15 protein-coding genes are annotated in these 16,202 nt (G+C 67.1%); 9 read left to right on the forward strand and 6 right to left on the reverse strand.

The window, feature by feature from the left end:
* Positions 1 to 90 precede the first annotated feature (90 nt).
* A complete protein-coding gene (locus VGV41_RS10585; RefSeq protein ID WP_326863781.1) occupies positions 91 to 318 on the forward strand; it encodes a hypothetical protein in 228 nt (75 codons plus the stop codon).
* A gap of 127 nt (positions 319 to 445) precedes the next feature.
* On the forward strand, positions 446 to 2,098 hold the full coding sequence (locus tag VGV41_RS10590) for an L-lactate permease (RefSeq protein WP_326863782.1): 1,653 nt from the start codon (positions 446 to 448) through the stop codon (positions 2,096 to 2,098).
* Between the two features lie 134 nt (positions 2,099 to 2,232).
* Here the strand turns inward: VGV41_RS10590 and VGV41_RS10595 are convergent, their stop codons facing one another.
* Entirely contained in the window at positions 2,233 to 2,676 is a 444-nt protein-coding gene (locus tag VGV41_RS10595) for a hypothetical protein (RefSeq protein WP_326863783.1), read from the reverse strand.
* A 296-nt stretch (positions 2,677 to 2,972) separates the two neighbouring features.
* Between VGV41_RS10595 and VGV41_RS10600 the strand changes: the two genes are divergently transcribed.
* Both VGV41_RS10600 and hemN read left to right on the forward strand, forming a co-directional pair.
* A complete protein-coding gene (locus tag VGV41_RS10600) occupies positions 2,973 to 3,188 on the forward strand; it encodes a ChaB family protein (RefSeq protein ID WP_326863784.1) in 216 nt (71 codons plus the stop codon).
* On the forward strand, positions 3,185 to 4,510 hold the full coding sequence (gene hemN, locus VGV41_RS10605) for an oxygen-independent coproporphyrinogen III oxidase (RefSeq protein WP_326863785.1): 1,326 nt from the start codon (positions 3,185 to 3,187) through the stop codon (positions 4,508 to 4,510). Before VGV41_RS10600 ends, hemN begins: the two co-directional genes overlap by 4 nt.
* 12 nt (positions 4,511 to 4,522) lie before the next feature.
* Here hemN and VGV41_RS10610 read toward each other — a convergent pair whose 3' ends face one another.
* A complete protein-coding gene (locus VGV41_RS10610; RefSeq protein ID WP_326863786.1) occupies positions 4,523 to 4,777 on the reverse strand; it encodes a DUF6455 family protein in 255 nt (84 codons plus the stop codon).
* A 163-nt stretch (positions 4,778 to 4,940) separates the two neighbouring features.
* On the opposite strand from VGV41_RS10610, the gene VGV41_RS10615 reads away from it, so the two are divergent.
* The gene (locus tag VGV41_RS10615; RefSeq protein WP_326863787.1) at positions 4,941 to 5,390 is read left to right on the forward strand and encodes a hypothetical protein; all 450 of its coding nucleotides are present in this window, start codon (positions 4,941 to 4,943) and stop codon (positions 5,388 to 5,390) included.
* 61 nt (positions 5,391 to 5,451) lie between these two features.
* Here VGV41_RS10615 and VGV41_RS10620 read toward each other — a convergent pair whose 3' ends face one another.
* On the reverse strand, positions 5,452 to 6,624 hold the full coding sequence (locus tag VGV41_RS10620; protein WP_326863911.1) for a VWA domain-containing protein: 1,173 nt from the start codon (positions 6,622 to 6,624) through the stop codon (positions 5,452 to 5,454).
* A 73-nt stretch (positions 6,625 to 6,697) separates the two neighbouring features.
* Between VGV41_RS10620 and VGV41_RS10625 the strand changes: the two genes are divergently transcribed.
* The 3 genes from VGV41_RS10625 (at position 6,698) to VGV41_RS10635 (ending at position 9,357) form a co-directional block, all read left to right on the forward strand.
* Positions 6,698 to 8,080, forward strand: a complete 1,383-nt coding sequence (locus VGV41_RS10625) for a hypothetical protein (RefSeq protein WP_326863788.1) — start codon at positions 6,698 to 6,700, stop codon at positions 8,078 to 8,080.
* A gap of 75 nt (positions 8,081 to 8,155) precedes the next feature.
* A complete protein-coding gene (locus VGV41_RS10630; protein WP_326863789.1) occupies positions 8,156 to 8,896 on the forward strand; it encodes a transporter substrate-binding domain-containing protein in 741 nt (246 codons plus the stop codon).
* Positions 8,897 to 8,904: 8 nt separating this feature from the next.
* A complete protein-coding gene (locus tag VGV41_RS10635) occupies positions 8,905 to 9,357 on the forward strand; it encodes a thioesterase family protein (RefSeq protein ID WP_326863790.1) in 453 nt (150 codons plus the stop codon).
* Positions 9,358 to 9,458: 101 nt separating this feature from the next.
* On the opposite strand, the gene VGV41_RS10640 is transcribed toward VGV41_RS10635, so the two are convergent.
* The 3 genes from VGV41_RS10640 to VGV41_RS10650 all read right to left on the reverse strand — a co-directional run bounded on the left by VGV41_RS10640 (position 9,459) and on the right by VGV41_RS10650 (position 11,502).
* Entirely contained in the window at positions 9,459 to 10,685 is a 1,227-nt protein-coding gene (locus VGV41_RS10640; protein ID WP_326863791.1) for an FAD-dependent oxidoreductase, read from the reverse strand.
* A 63-nt stretch (positions 10,686 to 10,748) separates the two neighbouring features.
* Complete coding sequence (locus VGV41_RS10645; RefSeq protein WP_326863792.1) at positions 10,749 to 11,069, reverse strand: 2Fe-2S iron-sulfur cluster-binding protein; 321 nt, start codon at positions 11,067 to 11,069, stop codon at positions 10,749 to 10,751.
* Between the two features lie 94 nt (positions 11,070 to 11,163).
* Positions 11,164 to 11,502 (reverse strand): Hpt domain-containing protein, encoded by a 339-nt coding sequence (locus VGV41_RS10650; RefSeq protein ID WP_326863793.1) that lies wholly within the window; start codon positions 11,500 to 11,502, stop codon positions 11,164 to 11,166.
* Positions 11,503 to 11,913: 411 nt separating this feature from the next.
* Between VGV41_RS10650 and VGV41_RS10655 the strand changes: the two genes are divergently transcribed.
* The gene (locus tag VGV41_RS10655; RefSeq protein ID WP_326863794.1) at positions 11,914 to 16,167 is read left to right on the forward strand and encodes a hypothetical protein; all 4,254 of its coding nucleotides are present in this window, start codon (positions 11,914 to 11,916) and stop codon (positions 16,165 to 16,167) included.
* Positions 16,168 to 16,202 lie beyond the last annotated feature (35 nt).

The following is a 16,202-nucleotide window of genomic DNA, read 5'->3' on the forward strand; positions in this document are numbered from 1 at the left end:
GAATGCCCGGCCCCCACGGCCGGGCATTTTGCGCACCGCCATGCCGGGAGCCGGACTGACAAGCGCGCGTCCAAGCCCTATATCGATGACATGAAGGCGCTGTACATCCTCGTTCCGCTGTTCGCCCTGCTGGTCGGGGCGCTCTGGTTCGCGGTCTCGATGTGGGAGGGGCTGGTGGGCGACGTGCCGCTCTACGGCTGGTTCGCCATCGGCGGCGGCGTGCTGTTCTCGCTGGCGCTGGGCGGCGGCCTGATGACGCTCATGTTCTATAGTGAGCGCCACGGCTATGACGACAACGCCGACGGCCGTTCGCACTGATTGACGATCGTCAATTATCGGATTTTTACGGGATATCTGGCCAAAGTTACGGTTCCGACACTCGAAGCGGCCGACCCGCAGCGAAACGATGTGCTTTCTGCATCATCGGACATGCCGGGGGGCTTCGATGTGGAGTCAAGTCTATAATCCTTTCAACAATTCGGTGCTGTCGACCGTCGCCGCCGCGCTGCCGGTGGTCACGCTGCTGGTGCTCATCGCCTCGAACAAGGTGAAGGCGCACATCGCGGCGGTCGTGGCGCTCATCGTCGCCAACTGCGTCGCCATCTTCATCTTCACCATGCCGGCGGACATGTCGCTGCGCGCCACCGTGCTCGGCGCCGTCACCGGCTTCTTCCCCATCGGCTGGATCGTGCTCAACGTCATCTTCCTCTACCGGCTCACGGTAGAGAAAGGCGCGTTCGAGACGTTGCAGAATACGATCGGTGGCGTCACCCAGGACCGCCGACTGCAATTGCTGCTGATCGCCTTCTCCTTCGGCGCCTTCTTCGAGGGCGCGTCCGGCTTCGGCACGCCGGTCGCGGTCACCGGCGCCATCCTCATCGGACTGGGCTTCTCGCCGCTCGCCGCTTCCGGGCTGTCGCTGATCGCCAACACCGCGCCGGTCGCTTATGGCGCGCTCGGCACGCCGATCGCCGGCCTGTCCAGCGTCACCGGCATCGACCCGTTCCTGCTCGGCGCCATGGTCGGCCGCCAATTGCCGTTCTTCTCGCTGATCGTGCCATTCTGGGTGGTGTGGGCCTTCGCCGGCTGGAAGGGCATGAAGGACGTGTGGCCGGCCATCCTGGTCACCGGCGTCTCCTTCGCCGTCCCGCAATTCCTCATCTCGAACTACATCAATCCGTGGATCGTCGACATCGGCGCGTCGCTGATCTCGATGGCTTGCCTGATCGGCTTCCTGCGCGTGTGGCAGCCGAAGGTGATCTGGACTTCGCCGGCGCTGCGCGGCAAGGACGAGTCGGCCGCCTCGGCGCCGCCGCCGAAGCCGCTGAAGAAGGTGAGCACGGCGCAAGTGTGGCTGGCGCTGCTGCCGTGGATCGTGGTCTGCGTGATCCTGCTCCTGTGGGGCACCAATGCGGTCAAGAACGTGCTCAACGCCTATGCCACCTGGAACTATCCGGTGCCGGGCCTGCACAACATGATCAACAAGGTCGCGCCGGTGGTGGCGACGCCGACCAAGGAAGGCGCGGTGTTCTCCTTCACCTGGCTGTCCTACACCGGCTCGGGCATGCTCATCGCCGCTATCATTTCCGGCGTGCTGATGGGCTTCTCGCCGGCGAAGCTGCTCGGCGAATATGCAAAGACAATCAAGGTCTGCGCCTATTCATTGATCACCATCTCGGCGATGCTGGCGATCGGCACGCTGACGCGGCTGTCGGGGATCGACGCCACGCTCGGCCTCGCCTTCGCCGGCGCCGGCGTGTTTTACCCGTTCTTCGGCACGCTGCTCGGCTGGCTCGGCGTCGCCCTGACAGGCTCGGACACGGCCTCGAACATCCTGTTCGGCAACCTGCAGAAGATCACCGCGACGCAGCTCGGCATCTCGCCGATCCTGATGAGCGCCGCCAACTCGTCCGGCGGCGTCATGGGCAAGATGATCGACGCGCAGTCGATCGTCGTCGCCTCGACCGCGACCAACTGGTTCGGCCACGAAGGCTCGATTTTACGCTTCGTGTTCTTCCACTCGATCACGCTCGCCTGCCTGGTCGGCATCCTCGTGATGCTGCAGGCCTACGTCTTCACCGGCATGATCGTGCATTGAGCTTCTCCCCACTGACGGCCCCGCACGGCGACGTGCGGGGCCTTTTTGTTGCCAGGCGGGCCTCAGCAACGCGGCAACGAAAAACGCCGGCGTCGCGGGACGCCGGCGTTCTGATGTGCGAGTTGAGGGCGCGCTTATTTCTTCGCGTGCCGCTTCCAGTGCCGCTTCGGCGCCGCCGCCGGCTCGTCCGGCGCCCACATGATGTGATGGTCGTAGGCTTCGTTCACCAGCCAGCCGCCGACGAACGGGATGATGCAGCTCGCCACCAGCACGTGCGCCTCGCGATAGCTGAGCGGACGATTGAGCACGACGGTCGCGACCATCGGCGACACCGCGGCGCAGCCAATCGTCGTCGCGGCGATGGCGCCGGCGCTGGTGAGGCCTGAACGGCCCGAATCCCACTTCCAGTTCCAGTCGTTGATGGCGAAATAGGCCGCCGTCGCGCCGGCGCCAACGACGGCTGAGGTCGCGGCCAGCACCTTCTTGGCATGGTGATGACGGCCGCCTGCGCTGGCCGGCCCCTGCGCCAGGCCGATTACGGCCAACGCGGCCACGAAACAAGCGACTTTCCGGTACATTCCAATCTCCCGTTACGGCGTTTGATTCACGAGTCTGCAATGTGATGGATCGAGGCGGCTCCCGTCGAGCACGACGGGAACCCCAAACGCAATTGTGCACAACCAACTTGGTTCCACTCGTCGTGCCGGCCACTCACGGTGGCATGCCGCGCGCCGGCTTTCCAATCACTCTTCAGCCCGTTGATTTTGTTGGCAATCGCGGAACGGATGCCCGCTTATTGATTTAGCGCAAGGAGAAGACGAACCGGCCCGGCTTGATGGAATAAGCCGCTCCGGCGGGCCGAGGACGCGCGCATATGCCGTACCCAACCAATTTCGATCTGCCAGCGTCCGTCCGCGGCCACCTTCCCGATCACGCGCAGGACATCTACCGCGAAGCGTTCAACCACGCTTATGCGGCCCATGCCGGCGAGGCCGACCGCGAGCAGCGTTCCCACATGATCGCCTGGGCGGCGGTCAAACGCCGTTACGAGAAGGCCGACGACCGGCAATGGGTCTCGCGACACACATGAACCGTCCTTTCGCGCTCGCCGAGCGCAACGTGCCTCGCTACACCTCCTATCCGACCGCGCCGCATTTCAGCGCGGCGGTGACGCCGGCGGTCTATCGGCAATGGCTGGAGGCGCTGTCGCCGAACGCGACCCTCTCGCTTTATATCCACGTGCCGTTCTGCCAGGAGCTTTGCCACTATTGCGGCTGCAACACGCGTGCTGTGCGCAAGCGCGAGCCAATCGACGCCTATGCGGAAGAACTGCTCAAGGAGATCGCCCTCCTCGGCATGGTCGCGGGACGCGAGTTGACGCATCTGCACTGGGGCGGCGGCACCCCGTCGATTCTCGGTCCGCGATGGCTCGAGACGATCGCGGATAGGCTTGCCACTTTGTTCGATCTCTCCGGTGTGAAAGAGCACGCCATCGAGCTCGACCCGCGCCGGGTCGATCGCCCGTTGGTGGGCGCGCTCAAGGCGATCGGCGTGACGCGCGCCAGCCTCGGCGTGCAGGATGTCTCGGAAGACGTGCAGCGGCTGATCGGCCGCGTGCAGCCCTTCGCGCTGGTCGAGCGCGCCGCCCAGTGGCTGCGCGAGGCCGGCATCCGCGATCTCAACATCGATCTCATGTACGGCCTGCCGGGCCAGACCGCGGCGCATGTGCGCGACAGCGCCCAACGCGCCGCCGCGCTGAAGTCGCAGCGACTGGCGCTGTTCGGCTACGCCCACGTGCCCTGGTTCAAGACGCATCAGCGGCTGATCGATGAATCGCAATTGCCCGGCCTCACCGAGCGGCTGGAGCAGGCGGAGGCCGCGGCCGAAAGCTTGCGCGCGGCCGGCTACGAGAGCGTCGGGCTCGATCATTTCGCGCTGCCCGACGATTCGCTCGCCGTCGCCGCCCGCGAAAAACGTCTGCGCCGCAATTTCCAGGGCTATACCGTCGACGAGGCCGACGCGCTGATCGGCCTTGGCGCCAGCGCCATCGGCAAGCTGCCGCAGGGCTTCGCCCAGAACGCGCCCGACCTCGGCGGCTATTCGCGCAGCCTAGCGGCAGGCGAATTTCCGATCGTGAAGGGGCTGGCGCTCAGCAATGACGATCGCCTGCGCGCGGCGATGATCGAGCGGCTGATGTGCGACCTGGAACTCGATCTTGCCGCCTTCGGCGGCCGCGACCGCTTTGCTGAAGAGGTCGAATCGCTGGCGCCGCTCGTCGATGCCGGGCTCGCCCGCATCGAGGGTGAGCACATCGTCATGGCTGCGGAAGGCCGCGCCTATGTACGCATCGCCGCCGCGGCGTTCGACGCCCATCTCGCCGCCGGGCAGAAGCGGCACTCGCTCGCCATCTGAGGATCGGGAAATCTAGCCGCGCCGTTTGGCGGAACGCAGTTCGCCGGCGTTCGGGCAGAACGGCGGCACGTCGCCCAAAGTCTTGGGCGCGCGCGCCAGCCAGTCGCTGCACACTTCGGCCGCAGCGCACCGCTCGCACGCCGTCACCGCGAAGCCGAGATGCGCAATGCCGGTCGGCCATGCGGCCGCGACCGTGCGCAGGCCGGCGCGTCCGGCCATCTCGGCGAGATTGGCGGCAGGCTGGCTCTGGTTCAGCGGCGACAGCATGGTTTTCTCATCCTTCGGCATCGTGACGCGAAAATGACAGGTTCCGCGCTGGGCGCATTGATGCATCGCAAATGGTGAATGAGACAACTTGCGCATCGCACGGCGCAACCTCGCCCCCGCCCGCACGTTCCCGCCAGACACGGACAATACACGGGAGCATCCGATGAACGCGACACGTCGCACACTCGCCATTCTCACCGCCGCCTTCCTCGCCGCCGGCAGCGGCGCAGCCTTCGCGCAGGCGGGCGGTGGTGCCGCCGGGATGAGCGGCGGCACCGGAACGGCCGGCACCGCTGGCGGCGCAGGCACGCGCAGCCTCAACAGCCCCACCATCGGCCAGAACCCGTGCGGAGCGGGCTCGGCGGCCAGCACCGCGCCGAACGCGAACGGCAATTCGTCGACCGCGATGAACGGCGCAGGCGGCACAACCGGCACCGGCACCGGCAACGGCGTGAACGGCGGCCTCAACGCCTCGGCGATGAACAACAGCACCTCACCGAAATCGCCGAATTCGGGCGCCAACCCGATGATGGGCAACAGCACCACCGGCAGCGGCGGCACGCTCAACGGCACCGCCGGCGCCACCGGGGCCGGCGGCCACGGCGGCTGCTGATCGAAAGTTCTGCTTTAACGTGAAGGCCGGCGCGTCCGAGCGGCGCGCCGGCTATGTTAGTTTACCGCACCAGTTCCCGCATCGCGCGGTCGAGGCCGTGGAGCGTCAGCGGATACATCCGCCCGCCCATGAGTTGGTGGACCATCTTAATGGAGTAGGTGAAATCCCATTCCTTCTCGGGCACGGGATTGAGCCACACGCTGGCCGGGTAGGTGCGCGTCACGCGCTCGAGCCATGCCCCGCCCGGCTCGTCGTTGTAGTGCTCGACCGAGCCCCCCTGCGCCGTGATCTCGTAAGGCGACATCGAGGCGTCGCCGACGAAGATGACCTTGTAGTCGTGCGGATAGGTATGCAGCACGTCCCAGGTCGGCGTCGTCGCCTGGAAGCGGCGGCGGTTCTCCTTCCACACTTTCTCGTACAGGCAATTGTGGAAGTAGAAGTGCTCCATGTGCTTGAACTCGGTGCGCGCCGCCGAGAACAGTTCCTCGGTCGCCTTGATATGCCAGTCCATCGAGCCGCCGATATCGAAGAACAGCAGCACCTTCACCGCATTGTGCCGCTCGGGGCGCATGTGGATATCGAGGTAGCCTTTATGCGCGGTGCCCTTGATGGTTCCGTCGAGATCGAGCTCTTCGGCCAAGCCGGTGCGGGCGAACTTGCGCAGGCGTCGCAGCGCCACCTTGATGTTGCGGGTGCCGAGCTCGACCTCGTCGTCGAGGTCCTTGAACTCGCGCTTGTCCCAGACCTTCACCGCGCGGCGATTTCTGCTCTCTCCGCCGATGCGGATGCCTTCCGGATTGTAGCCGGCATTTCCGAAGGGTGAGGTACCGGCGGTGCCGATCCATTTGTTGCCGCCCTGATGGCGGCCCTTCTGCTCGGCCAGTCGCTGTTTAAGCGTCTCGATGAGCTTGTCGAGGCCGCCCATCGCCTCGATCTGCTTCTTCTCGTCCTCAGTCAGGTATTTCTCGGCCAGCTTCTTCAGCCACTCGGCGGGGATTTCGGCTTCGACCGCATCGCCGACCGTTTCAAGCCCCTTGAAGACGTGGCCGAACACGCGGTCGAACTTGTCGAGATTGCGCTCGTCCTTCACCAAAGCCGCGCGTGAGAGATAATAGAAGTCCTCGACCCGGCGGGAGGCGAGGTCGGCCTCCATGGCCTGCATCAGGTCAAGATATTCCCGCAAAGTCACCGGAATTCCGGCGCCTTTGAGTTCCTGAAAGAACGTGACGAACATATGCGAGCATTTGCCTCTGGCCATGCATGCGTCAAGCCGGTACCAAGGGGCAATTGCCGGGGGATTTCAACGCATGTTTAGCCGCGACCGCGCCCGCTGGGCGTTGGCCACTCTTCTGTCCGTTGCCTTCCTGAGCGCGCCCGCCGTCTGGAACCGTTTTCCGCTGCTGCAGTGGGACACCGGCGGCTACATCGCGCGCTGGTACGAGCACTCGCTGGTGATCAGCCGCTCGACCGCCTACGGCCTGTTCCTTAATGCCGGCTCGCCGCTCGGCTTCTGGCCGGTCGTCGTCGTGCAGAGCCTGCTCACCGTCTGGGTGCTGGCGCTGACCATGCGCGCCGTGGGCCTGCGCAACCGGCCGTGGCTGTTCACGAGCATCGTCGCGGCACTGTCGGTGTTCACCACCCTACCCTGGCTCACCTCGATCCTGCTCACCGACATCTTCTGCGTCATCGGCGTGCTCGGTCTCTACCTGATCGTCCTGCACCGGGATGTGCTCAACCGCTCCGAGCACGCCGGCCTGATCGTGCTGGTGGCGTTCTCCGCCGCCACGCATAACGCAACTTTGGCGGTGCAGGGCGGGCTCCTGATCCTCGCCGTGCTGCTCTGGCGCGTGAACCGCAAATGGGTGCCGGGCCGCCGCGTCGCCAGCGGCTGCACCGCGCTCGTGCTCGGCGTCGCCATGGTCTACGGCGGCAATTATTATATCGCGCAGCAGATCGCGTGGACGCCGGGCGGCTTCTCGCTGTCGTTCGGCCGCATGCTGCAGGACGGCATCGTCAACCGCTACCTCGACGACCACTGCCCGGATCCGTACCTGCGCCTGTGCAAGTACAAGGATCAGTTGCCGCGCGACGCCGACGAGTTCTTCTGGGGCAGCCCGCTGTTCGACAAGCTCGGCCGCTTCGCCGGCCTCGGCAAGGAGATGGAGCGCATCGCGCTCGGCAGCCTCACCGACTATCCGCTGATGCAGATCGACAGCGCCGCACGCGACACGGCGCAGCAGCTGATCGACGTGCACACCGGCGAAGGCGTCGAGAACGTCGTCTGGCACACCTACGGCATCATCAAGGACGACTTGCCGCAGCTGGTGCCGGCGATGGAGGCGGCGCGCCAGCAGGAACGGCCCGACGGGCTGGCGCACGTGTTTCCGCTGATCAACAAGCTGCACTATCCGGTCGCGCTGGGGCTGATGGCGCTGCTGCCTTTCGTCGTCCTGTTCGCCTGGTTCGGGCTCATGCCCTTCGGCATCGGCGAACTCGCGGCGGTGACCATCGTGGCGCTCCTCGGCAACGGCTTCGTCTGCGGCGCGCTGTCCAACCCGCACGATCGCTACGGCGCGCGCATGGTCTGGCTCGCCGGCTTCGTCGTGGCGCTGGCGGCGGCGCACGCGCTGCAGCGCCTGCGGCAGCCCCGCGTCAAGCCGGTGCCCGGCGCGGAGCCGCTGTTCTACTGATTCTGCGAGACAGCCCCCTGCAAGTGCACGCGGGAGCGTGCTATGCGTCCGGGCTTTCAATCAGGAGACCCGCCGATGGCCGACGCCGCCGCGCTCGCACAACTCGCTCCCACCGGAACGCTGCGCATCGCCGTGGCGATCTCGCCGTCGCCTTCGGCGCAGTTCGCCGTCAGAGACGGTGACGCCATCAAGGGCGTCGCGGTGACGCTCGGTCAGGCGCTGGCGAAAAGACTCGGCGTCCAGGGTGAGGTACTGCCGCACAACGCTTCCGGCGAGATCCAGAATTCGGCCGCCGACAACAAATGGGATGTCGCCTTCCTGCCCGTCGACGCCGAACGCAAGAAGTTCGTCGACTTCGGCAACGCCTATCACCTGCTGCAGAGCACATTCCTGGTGGCGCCCGGCTCGAAGATCGCCTCGGTCGCCGAGGCCAACGCAAAGGGCGTCGGCATCGGCGGCGTCGCCAACACCGCGACCTTCCGCGCTGCCGTCAAGGCAACGCCGAACGCCACGCATGTCGAATTCGCCAAGGTCGACCTGGCGGCGCAGGCCATGCTCGAAGGCCACATCCAGGCGATCGCGCTCTCGCGCGAATCGCTCGGCGGTCTGGTCAAGAAGATTCCCGGCTCGCGCGTGCTCGACGACGCCTTCCTCAATTCCTCGACCGCCGTCTGCGTGCCGAAAGGCCGGCCGGCGGCGCTTGGCTACGTCAGCGACTTCATCGAGGAAGCGAAGGCCTCCGGCCTCGTGCGCAAGGCGCTCGACGAGATGGGGCTGACCTCCTCGCAGATCGCGCCGGCGGGCATGAAGCCGTAGACGCCGCGATGTCCGACACCTCCGAACGTCCACGCAAGCCGGCGCCACGACTTGCCGATTATCCGCACCAGGTAACCGATATCATCCGGTACGCCGATCTCGATCCGCAGGGCCACGTCAACAACGCGGTGTTCTCGACCTACCTGGAGACCGGCCGCGTCGCCATGTTCCGCAATCGCGATCTCGGCATCGGCGTCGAGAACGCGACGGTGGTACTGGTGCGGCAGGAGATCGACTTCGTGCGCGAGCTGCGCTGGCCGGGCGAAGTCACGGTCGGCACCGCGCTCGCCGCCCTCGGCCGCACCTCGTTCACAATGGCGCAGGTGATCTTCGACGGCGAGCACTGCGCGGCGATGGGCCGCGCCACCATGGTGATGCTCGACGCCGCAACGCGCAAGCCGCGCGCGCTGACCCCCGAGGCGATCGCGAAGCTGGAGCCGTGGACGTATCGCGGGGCGTAATCCTCTGACGTCATGCCCGGCCTTGTGCCGGGCATCCACGTCTCTACAGCGCCCAAGCAAGCAAGGCGTGGATGGCCCGGACAAGCCCGGCCACGACGAACTCAGAGACGCGCCTCCGGCGTCTCGATGTGCTCCGGCCGCACACCGAGGCCGATGATCCTCGCCGGAATACGCTGCAGCACTGGAAACCAGTTGAACAGTTTCGCCGCCATCGGCGGCTTCGGCCGCGCGCTGCCGCCCAGGACCGGCGACAGCACGCGGTTCTGGATCTGGATCTGCAGCCACTGGATGACGCGCATCGGCATCGTCCGCCGTGCCTGGACTTGCGCGAGCAGCGCCTCGGTGACGCGCCCCTCTTTCAGCGGCGCCGCCAGGATATTCGCTGCCGCCACCGCGTCCTGGATGGCGAGGTTGATGCCGACGCCGCCGATCGGCGACATCGCATGCGCCGCATCGCCGATAAGCAGCAGTCCCGGTCTGTGCCAGCGTGGCAGCCGCTCGACCGCCACCGTCAACAGCTTCACATCGTCCCAGCCTTTGATCTCGCCGACGCGGTCGCGCAGAAATGGCGACAAGGACAAGATATTGTCGATGAAGGCCTGGAAGCCTTTCGCCTTGATCTTGTCGTAGCCGCCCTTCGGGATCACATAGGCGCACTGCCAGTAGTCGTTGCGATTGAGCATGACCAGCATCATGCCCGCTTCCATGTGGCCGAAGGCCTCCGCCGAGTCGTCCGCCCGACGCGAAACGCGAAACCAGAGGATATCCATCGGCGCGCCGAGGTTCTCGACCGCAAAACCGGCGCGCTCACGCAGCGTCGAATGCCGCCCGTCGCAGCCGACGACGAGGTCGGCGCGGATATCCAGTTCGCCGTCCGGCGACTTCGCCTTGACGCCGACGACGCGGCCGCCTTCCTCGATCAGCTCGGTCGCCTCGGTGCGCATGTGCAGGTCGAACGCCGGATACGTCTTGCCGTGCGCGGCGAGGAAATCGAGGAAGTCCCACTGCGGCATCAGCGCGATGAATTTGCAGTGCGTCGGCAGATGCGAGAAGTCGGCGAGATGGATGGTGGTGGCGCCGACCTGCCCGCTCAGCCGCTGAACTTGCGAATGCGGCAGCTTGAGGAATTCGTCGATCAGCCCGAGCTGCACCATCAGTTTGAGCGTCGAGGGATGGATAGTGTCGCCGCGGAAGTCGCGCAGGAAGTCGGCGTGCTTCTCGAGTACCGCAACCTTGACGCCGGCGCGCGCGAGCAGGAAGCCGAGCATCGTGCCGGCCGGTCCGCCGCCGGCGATACAGCAAGTGGTGGTGAGCGTTTGTGTTGCCATGAGCGGCAACCTAGCCATCCGTTCGTCCCCGCGAAAGCGGGGACCCGGCGCGGAGGTTGCCCGTTACGCCTGCTTGTCCGGCGTACGCACGACCAGCCCGTCGAGCTCGTCGGTCACCTTGATCTGGCACGAGAGGCGCGAGTTCGGCCGTACGTCGTAGCCGAAGTCGAGCATGTCCTCTTCCATCGGCGAGGGCTCGCCGGTCTTGGCGCGCCACTCTTCCTCGACATAGACGTGACAGGTGGCGCAGGCGCAGGCGCCGCCGCATTCGGCCTCGATGCCGGGAACGTTGTTGCGGATCGCCGTCTCCATCACCGTCGAGCCGACCTCGGCCTCGACCGTGCGTCCGGTTCCGCTGGCATCGATATAGGTGATCTTGGGCATGAGGCGGCGCGCCTTGAATCGATAGAACTCACGGGAAAAACCCGCGCCGGAGCCGGGCGGGCGCGCCTCCTATAACGTCTAACGACCGCAGGCGCTAGCGCAGGATAACGGCAATCTCCGCGCGCGCCCGCGCGACCGCCGCGGCGAGCACGGCGCGCCGTTCCGTCGTCGGCGCCTGCTCGATCGCCGCCGCCGCGGCCGCGACCTCGCTCGCGCCGACACCGACCGCCGAGCCCTTCAGCGTGTGCGCCAGCGCGGCCACCGTGGCCGGATCGCTCTGCGCGATGCGGGCAATGAGGAGCTCGGCCTGGCGGTCGAACAGTTCGAGCAGTTCGCGCTCGAGCGCCGCCTCGCCGAAGGTCATGCGGGCCAGGTGCGCCCGGTCGATCACCGCCGCAGCCTCGTCCCTGTCCCTGATCGCCGCCTGCGCCATGGCCGTCCCTCCCCGTTTTGACGATGCTGCGCCGGGGACAACCAAGGCCGGGTAAATGCGGCAAAAGGCCCGCCCGACCCTGGTTAATTGCCGGGTAAAAGGGCGGCGCAAAATCGGTGGCCTACGGCCCAAGCCGCGCCGTATTTCACGAGCCATGGTGGGTCGCCGGCGCGAAAGCCCCTGCTGTTATGGTTAACAGAGAGTTAACGATGATCGCAGTTGCCGGCTTGCTGTGGTTTCTTTCGCACACTCAAGGCGATAGGATGGCCGCACGGCGGTCTATTGGGGCTTAAGCGAAGCGGTTAACTCCGGCTTTCGAGGCGGTTGCGGACGACGTCCCGCGGCCCTCATGGACCGTGACGGTACGGGCCGCGGCAAGTGTCCGGCGTAACGACGAGGCGACGACCGAAAATGGCGAATAATCCTCAGAAGACCCAGGATCCGACCGAAGCCGCCCTGTCGGCGATCCAGGAGGCCCTGAACATCCGTCCGGCGGGCGTCTCGTCCGCGCCGGTCGGCGCCGAGCCGGACGCCGAAGCGGCCCCCCTCACCCCCGATCTCTTCCCGTCCGAGGCGGAAGGCGAAGGCGTCGGCCTGCGCGCGCCCGCCAACGACGACCGCGAGCAGGTCGGCATGATCCTGCAGGCGCTGCGCCGCCGCCCCTCGCGCACCCCCTATCTCATCGCCGGCCTTGCCGCCGTCATCTGGGCCGCCGCCGGCGTCGCACTGGCCTACACCTTCTCGGGCGAACTCGCCGGGCTGGCGCCGAAGGCGCTCGCCGGCGCGGTGGCCGCCGTCGCCGCCGGCATCGTCGTGCCGATCGGCTTCTTCTATGCGCTGGCGCAGATGTTCTCGCGCGCGCAGGACATGCGCATCGTCGCCGAGTCCATGGCCGAAGTCGCCATGCGCATGGCGCAGCCGGAGAGCATGGCGCGCGAAGCGGTGGTCTCGGTCGGCCAGGCGGTGCGCCGCGAGGTCGCGGCGATGGGCGACGGCGTCGAGCGCGCGCTCGCCCGCGCCGCCGAGCTCGAGGCGCTCGTGCACAATGAGGTCTCCGCCATCGAGCGCGCCTACAACGACAACGAGGTGCGCATCCGCGACCTGATCAATCAGCTCGCCAGCCAGCGCGAGACTTTGGTCAACCAGGGCGACCAGGTGCGCAACGCCATCGCCTCCGTGCATCTCGACCTGTCGCACGACATCACCTCGGTCGGCGATCTCGTCGCCGACAAGGTCAGCGAAGTCGCGCAGCGCGTCACCCGCTCGCTCACCGAGAAGGGCGAGGTCATCACGCTCGCGCTCGGGCAGGCCGGCGATTCGATGATCGATGCCTTGAGCGAGCGCGGCTCGACGCTACTCGACAAGCTCGAGAGCACCAGCTTCAACGCCACCAGCGCCATTACCTCGGCAAGCGACCAGCTTGTCGGCAGCCTGCGATTCCGCAGCGAGACCGTGCACGAGGAGTTCGCCGAGCTCGCGAAGAAGCTCGAGGGCACCCTCACCGCGCGCCTCGAGACCGTGCAGAAGAATTTCACCGTCAATGCCGGCGGCACCATGGACACGATGGTGGCGCGCTCGCAGCAGGCGACGCAGGCGATCGTGCAGGCCGGCGCAACCGTCAACGACGCCCTCGCCGCCCGCGGCGACGACATCACCGAACGCCTGCGCAACAGCGGCAACGCGCTGGTGCAGGAGCTCGGTCTGCGCGGCAGCGAGATCGTCGGCCGCATCGAGCAGACCGGCACGCGCGTCGCCGACACGGTCATCGCCCGCTCCAACACCGTCGCCGACACCTTCCGCGACAACGCCGAAGTGCTGGTCAAGACCATCGACAACCGCGGCGAGGCGATGCGCGAGATGCTCGCGGCGCGGCTCAAGGCGTTCGACGAGCTGTTCGAGACACACGGCGGCGAGCTCAGCGAGAAGCTGTCGCGCGACGCGACCAACCTCGCCAACGTCATCACCCACAATGTCGGCGAGTTCGACCACACGGTGAAGACCTACGGCGGCGAACTGGTCGAGCGCCTCGGCGCCCGCACGAAGGACGTCGCCGACGCGATGCGCGCCTACCTCGACTCGTTCGACCAGCGCGTCACCGGCCGCACCGGCGAACTGTCCGAACACCTCGACAAGCGGCTTGCCCGCTTCGAGGAACTGCTCGGCGCGCGCGTCGCCGACATGGCCAAGACGCTCAGCGAAGGCGGCAAGGAGATGGTCGGCTCGCTCGACCGCCGTATCGCCGACATCGGCTCGACCATCGACACCCGCGCCGCGGAAGCGGCCGATACGCTCGGCTCGCGCGCCGACGCCATCGGCTCGACGCTCGACGTGCGCTACGGCCGCCTCGAGGAACTGCTCATCGGCCGCACCGAGAAGGTCGCCGATGTCGTCGAGAGCCGCACCAAGGCCGCGGCCGACACGCTCATCGCCCGCTTCGAGCAGCTGAGCCACGCCATCCAGGTCAACTCGTCCAACGCCGAGCGCAATCTCGGCCAGCTTGCGCAGACCACCAGCGACGCCATCCGCGACAGCGCCAGCGAGGCGGAGCGCACCTTGCGCACGGTCAGCGAGGAGGTCTCGCGCGGCTTCATCGGCGACGCCGAACGCATCGCCAGCGAAGTCTCGAGCCGCACGCACGAGATCGAGACCATCCTCTCCGACAAGAGCGGCAGCCTGCTCGCCGCCATCAGCGACCAGGGCCTGCAGTTCGGCCAGGAGATCACCAAGGCCACCGAACAGGCCATGGCGGTCATCGAGGAGCGTGGCTACGGCTTCTCGCGCTCCGTCGCTGAGAACTCCGAGCAAATCGCCCGCCTGATCAACGCCGCCGGCGAGACCGCCGCCGATACGGTCAACCGGACCCTCTCCGGCTTGCAGGAAAAGGCCGAGCAAGCGATCGCGCGCTCGCAGGAGACCGCGACGGCGACCGTCAACGAGCTCATGCAGACGCACAACATGCTGCGCTCCGATACGACGGCGCTGTTCGGCCGCCTGCGCGAGGCCAACGTGCTGCTGCAGGAAGTGCTCACCGGCTCGCACGAGAACATGAGCGCGCTAGAGAACACGCTGATGCTGCGCGTCTCCGAGTTCGTCAGCGCCATGAACGACGTCACCCTCGCCACCGGCGAGGCGACCGGGCGCATGGAGCAGAACATCGGCGGCTTCCGCGAGGTGACCAGCCAGGTGCTCACCGACCTCGGCCAGCTCGCGCTCAGCTTCGACCAGCACGGCCAGGAGCTGGTCAAGGCGACGCAGCTCATCGAGACGAGCAACCGCAGCACCGAGCAGAGCGTCAACGAGCGACGCGTGCAGCTCGACGAGCTGGTCACCGCGCTCGACGCCCGCACCGGCGACATCGCCGAGCGGCTCAAGCGCTTCTCCGGCCTCATCGACCAGACGCTGGACGCCGCCGCGGCGCGCGCCCGCGACGTCGCCCGCGTCGTCTCCGAGGCGACCGCCGACTCGGCCCGCACCATCGCCGAGCAGTATGAGCGCGTGCGCGAGCAGAGCGAGGACGTCGCCCGCACCATGCAGGAGACGAGCACCGAGAGCACGCGCGCCATCGGCGAGCAGTTCGAGCGCATGCGCGAGCAGGCCGAGACCGAGCGCCGCCGCGCCAGCGCCGCCATGCGCGACATCTTCGAGCAGTCGACCGGCGAGACCCATTCGCTCTTCGAGGACGCCAATAGCCGCTTCGCCGAGACGCTACGCGGCATGAAGCAGATGGCGTCCGAGATGCAGCGCGAGCTGGAAGGTACGCGCGAGGACGTGCAGCGCGAGCTGGAAGCCACGCGCGCCGAACTGCGCCGTGGCGTGCTCGAACTGCCGGAGGAGACCGCGGAGAGCACGGCGCAGATGCGCCGCGTCATCGTCGACCAGATCGAGGCCTTGGCCGAGCTCAACCGCATCGTCGCCCGCCACGGCCGCAGCATCGACGCGGTCGAGTCGACGCCGGCGCGACGTAGCCGCGAGGAGACGCCCTCGCTAGCCGTGATCGGCGGCCGCAGCGAGCCGGCCGCCCGCAGCGACAGCCCGCGCAGCGAACCGCCCCGCAACGAGCCGCCGGCGCGCCCTGAGCCGCGCACGCCGCCGCGCGACGTTGCGAGCTTCGCGCCTTCGCCCTCCTCCCGCCGTTCGAGCCCGGTGGAAACGCCGTCGGCGCCGCTGCCGCAGCCGCCCGCCGGCCGCGGCTGGCTCTCCGACCTGCTCAACCGCGCCTCGCGCGAGGACGACGACCCGGAATTCAACCGCGAGCGCGAGCGCAAGGCGGCACGCAGCGAGCCGACAGTCGACAACCGCAACGACGAGCGGTCGCCGCGGCATTCGATCGAGTCGCTCGATAGTCTGTCGGTCGACATCGCGCGCATGATCGACCACGACGCGGCGATCGACCTGTGGGACCGCTACAAGCGCGGCGAGCGCAACGTGTTCACCCGCCGCCTCTACACGCTGCAGGGCCAGCAGGCCTTCGACGAGATCCGCAAGAAGTACCGCACCGACCGCGAGTTCAAGCAGACGGTCGACCGCTACGTCGGTGAGTTCGAGCGCCTGCTCGACGAGGTCTCGCGCGACGACCGCGGCCAAGTGGTGGCGCGCACCTACCTCACCTCGGAGACCGGCAAGGTCTACACCATGTTGGCGCACGCGGCCGGCCGCTTCGACTGATCGCGCGTGCGAGGCACAAAATGAAAAGGCCGCAC

The organism is Pseudolabrys sp., from assembly GCF_035943735.1.
In the GTDB taxonomy this organism is placed as follows: domain Bacteria; phylum Pseudomonadota; class Alphaproteobacteria; order Rhizobiales; family Xanthobacteraceae; genus Pseudolabrys.

What these genes read in the sequence shown, in the direction of transcription:
- VGV41_RS10585 (WP_326863781.1), top strand. Translation starts at nt 91, where the DNA reads ATGAAGGCGCTGTACATCCTCGTTCCGCTGTTCGCCCTGCTGGTCGGG.
- VGV41_RS10590 (WP_326863782.1), top strand. Translation starts at nt 446, where the DNA reads ATGTGGAGTCAAGTCTATAATCCTTTCAACAATTCGGTGCTGTCGACC.
- VGV41_RS10595 (WP_326863783.1), bottom strand. Translation starts at nt 2,676, where the DNA reads ATGTACCGGAAAGTCGCTTGTTTCGTGGCCGCGTTGGCCGTAATCGGC.
- VGV41_RS10600 (WP_326863784.1), top strand. Translation starts at nt 2,973, where the DNA reads ATGCCGTACCCAACCAATTTCGATCTGCCAGCGTCCGTCCGCGGCCAC.
- hemN (WP_326863785.1), top strand. Translation starts at nt 3,185, where the DNA reads ATGAACCGTCCTTTCGCGCTCGCCGAGCGCAACGTGCCTCGCTACACC.
- VGV41_RS10610 (WP_326863786.1), bottom strand. Translation starts at nt 4,777, where the DNA reads ATGCTGTCGCCGCTGAACCAGAGCCAGCCTGCCGCCAATCTCGCCGAG.
- VGV41_RS10615 (WP_326863787.1), top strand. Translation starts at nt 4,941, where the DNA reads ATGAACGCGACACGTCGCACACTCGCCATTCTCACCGCCGCCTTCCTC.
- VGV41_RS10620 (WP_326863911.1), bottom strand. Translation starts at nt 6,624, where the DNA reads ATGTTCGTCACGTTCTTTCAGGAACTCAAAGGCGCCGGAATTCCGGTG.
- VGV41_RS10625 (WP_326863788.1), top strand. Translation starts at nt 6,698, where the DNA reads ATGTTTAGCCGCGACCGCGCCCGCTGGGCGTTGGCCACTCTTCTGTCC.
- VGV41_RS10630 (WP_326863789.1), top strand. Translation starts at nt 8,156, where the DNA reads ATGGCCGACGCCGCCGCGCTCGCACAACTCGCTCCCACCGGAACGCTG.
- VGV41_RS10635 (WP_326863790.1), top strand. Translation starts at nt 8,905, where the DNA reads ATGTCCGACACCTCCGAACGTCCACGCAAGCCGGCGCCACGACTTGCC.
- VGV41_RS10640 (WP_326863791.1), bottom strand. Translation starts at nt 10,685, where the DNA reads ATGGCAACACAAACGCTCACCACCACTTGCTGTATCGCCGGCGGCGGA.
- VGV41_RS10645 (WP_326863792.1), bottom strand. Translation starts at nt 11,069, where the DNA reads ATGCCCAAGATCACCTATATCGATGCCAGCGGAACCGGACGCACGGTC.
- VGV41_RS10650 (WP_326863793.1), bottom strand. Translation starts at nt 11,502, where the DNA reads ATGGCGCAGGCGGCGATCAGGGACAGGGACGAGGCTGCGGCGGTGATC.
- VGV41_RS10655 (WP_326863794.1), top strand. Translation starts at nt 11,914, where the DNA reads ATGGCGAATAATCCTCAGAAGACCCAGGATCCGACCGAAGCCGCCCTG.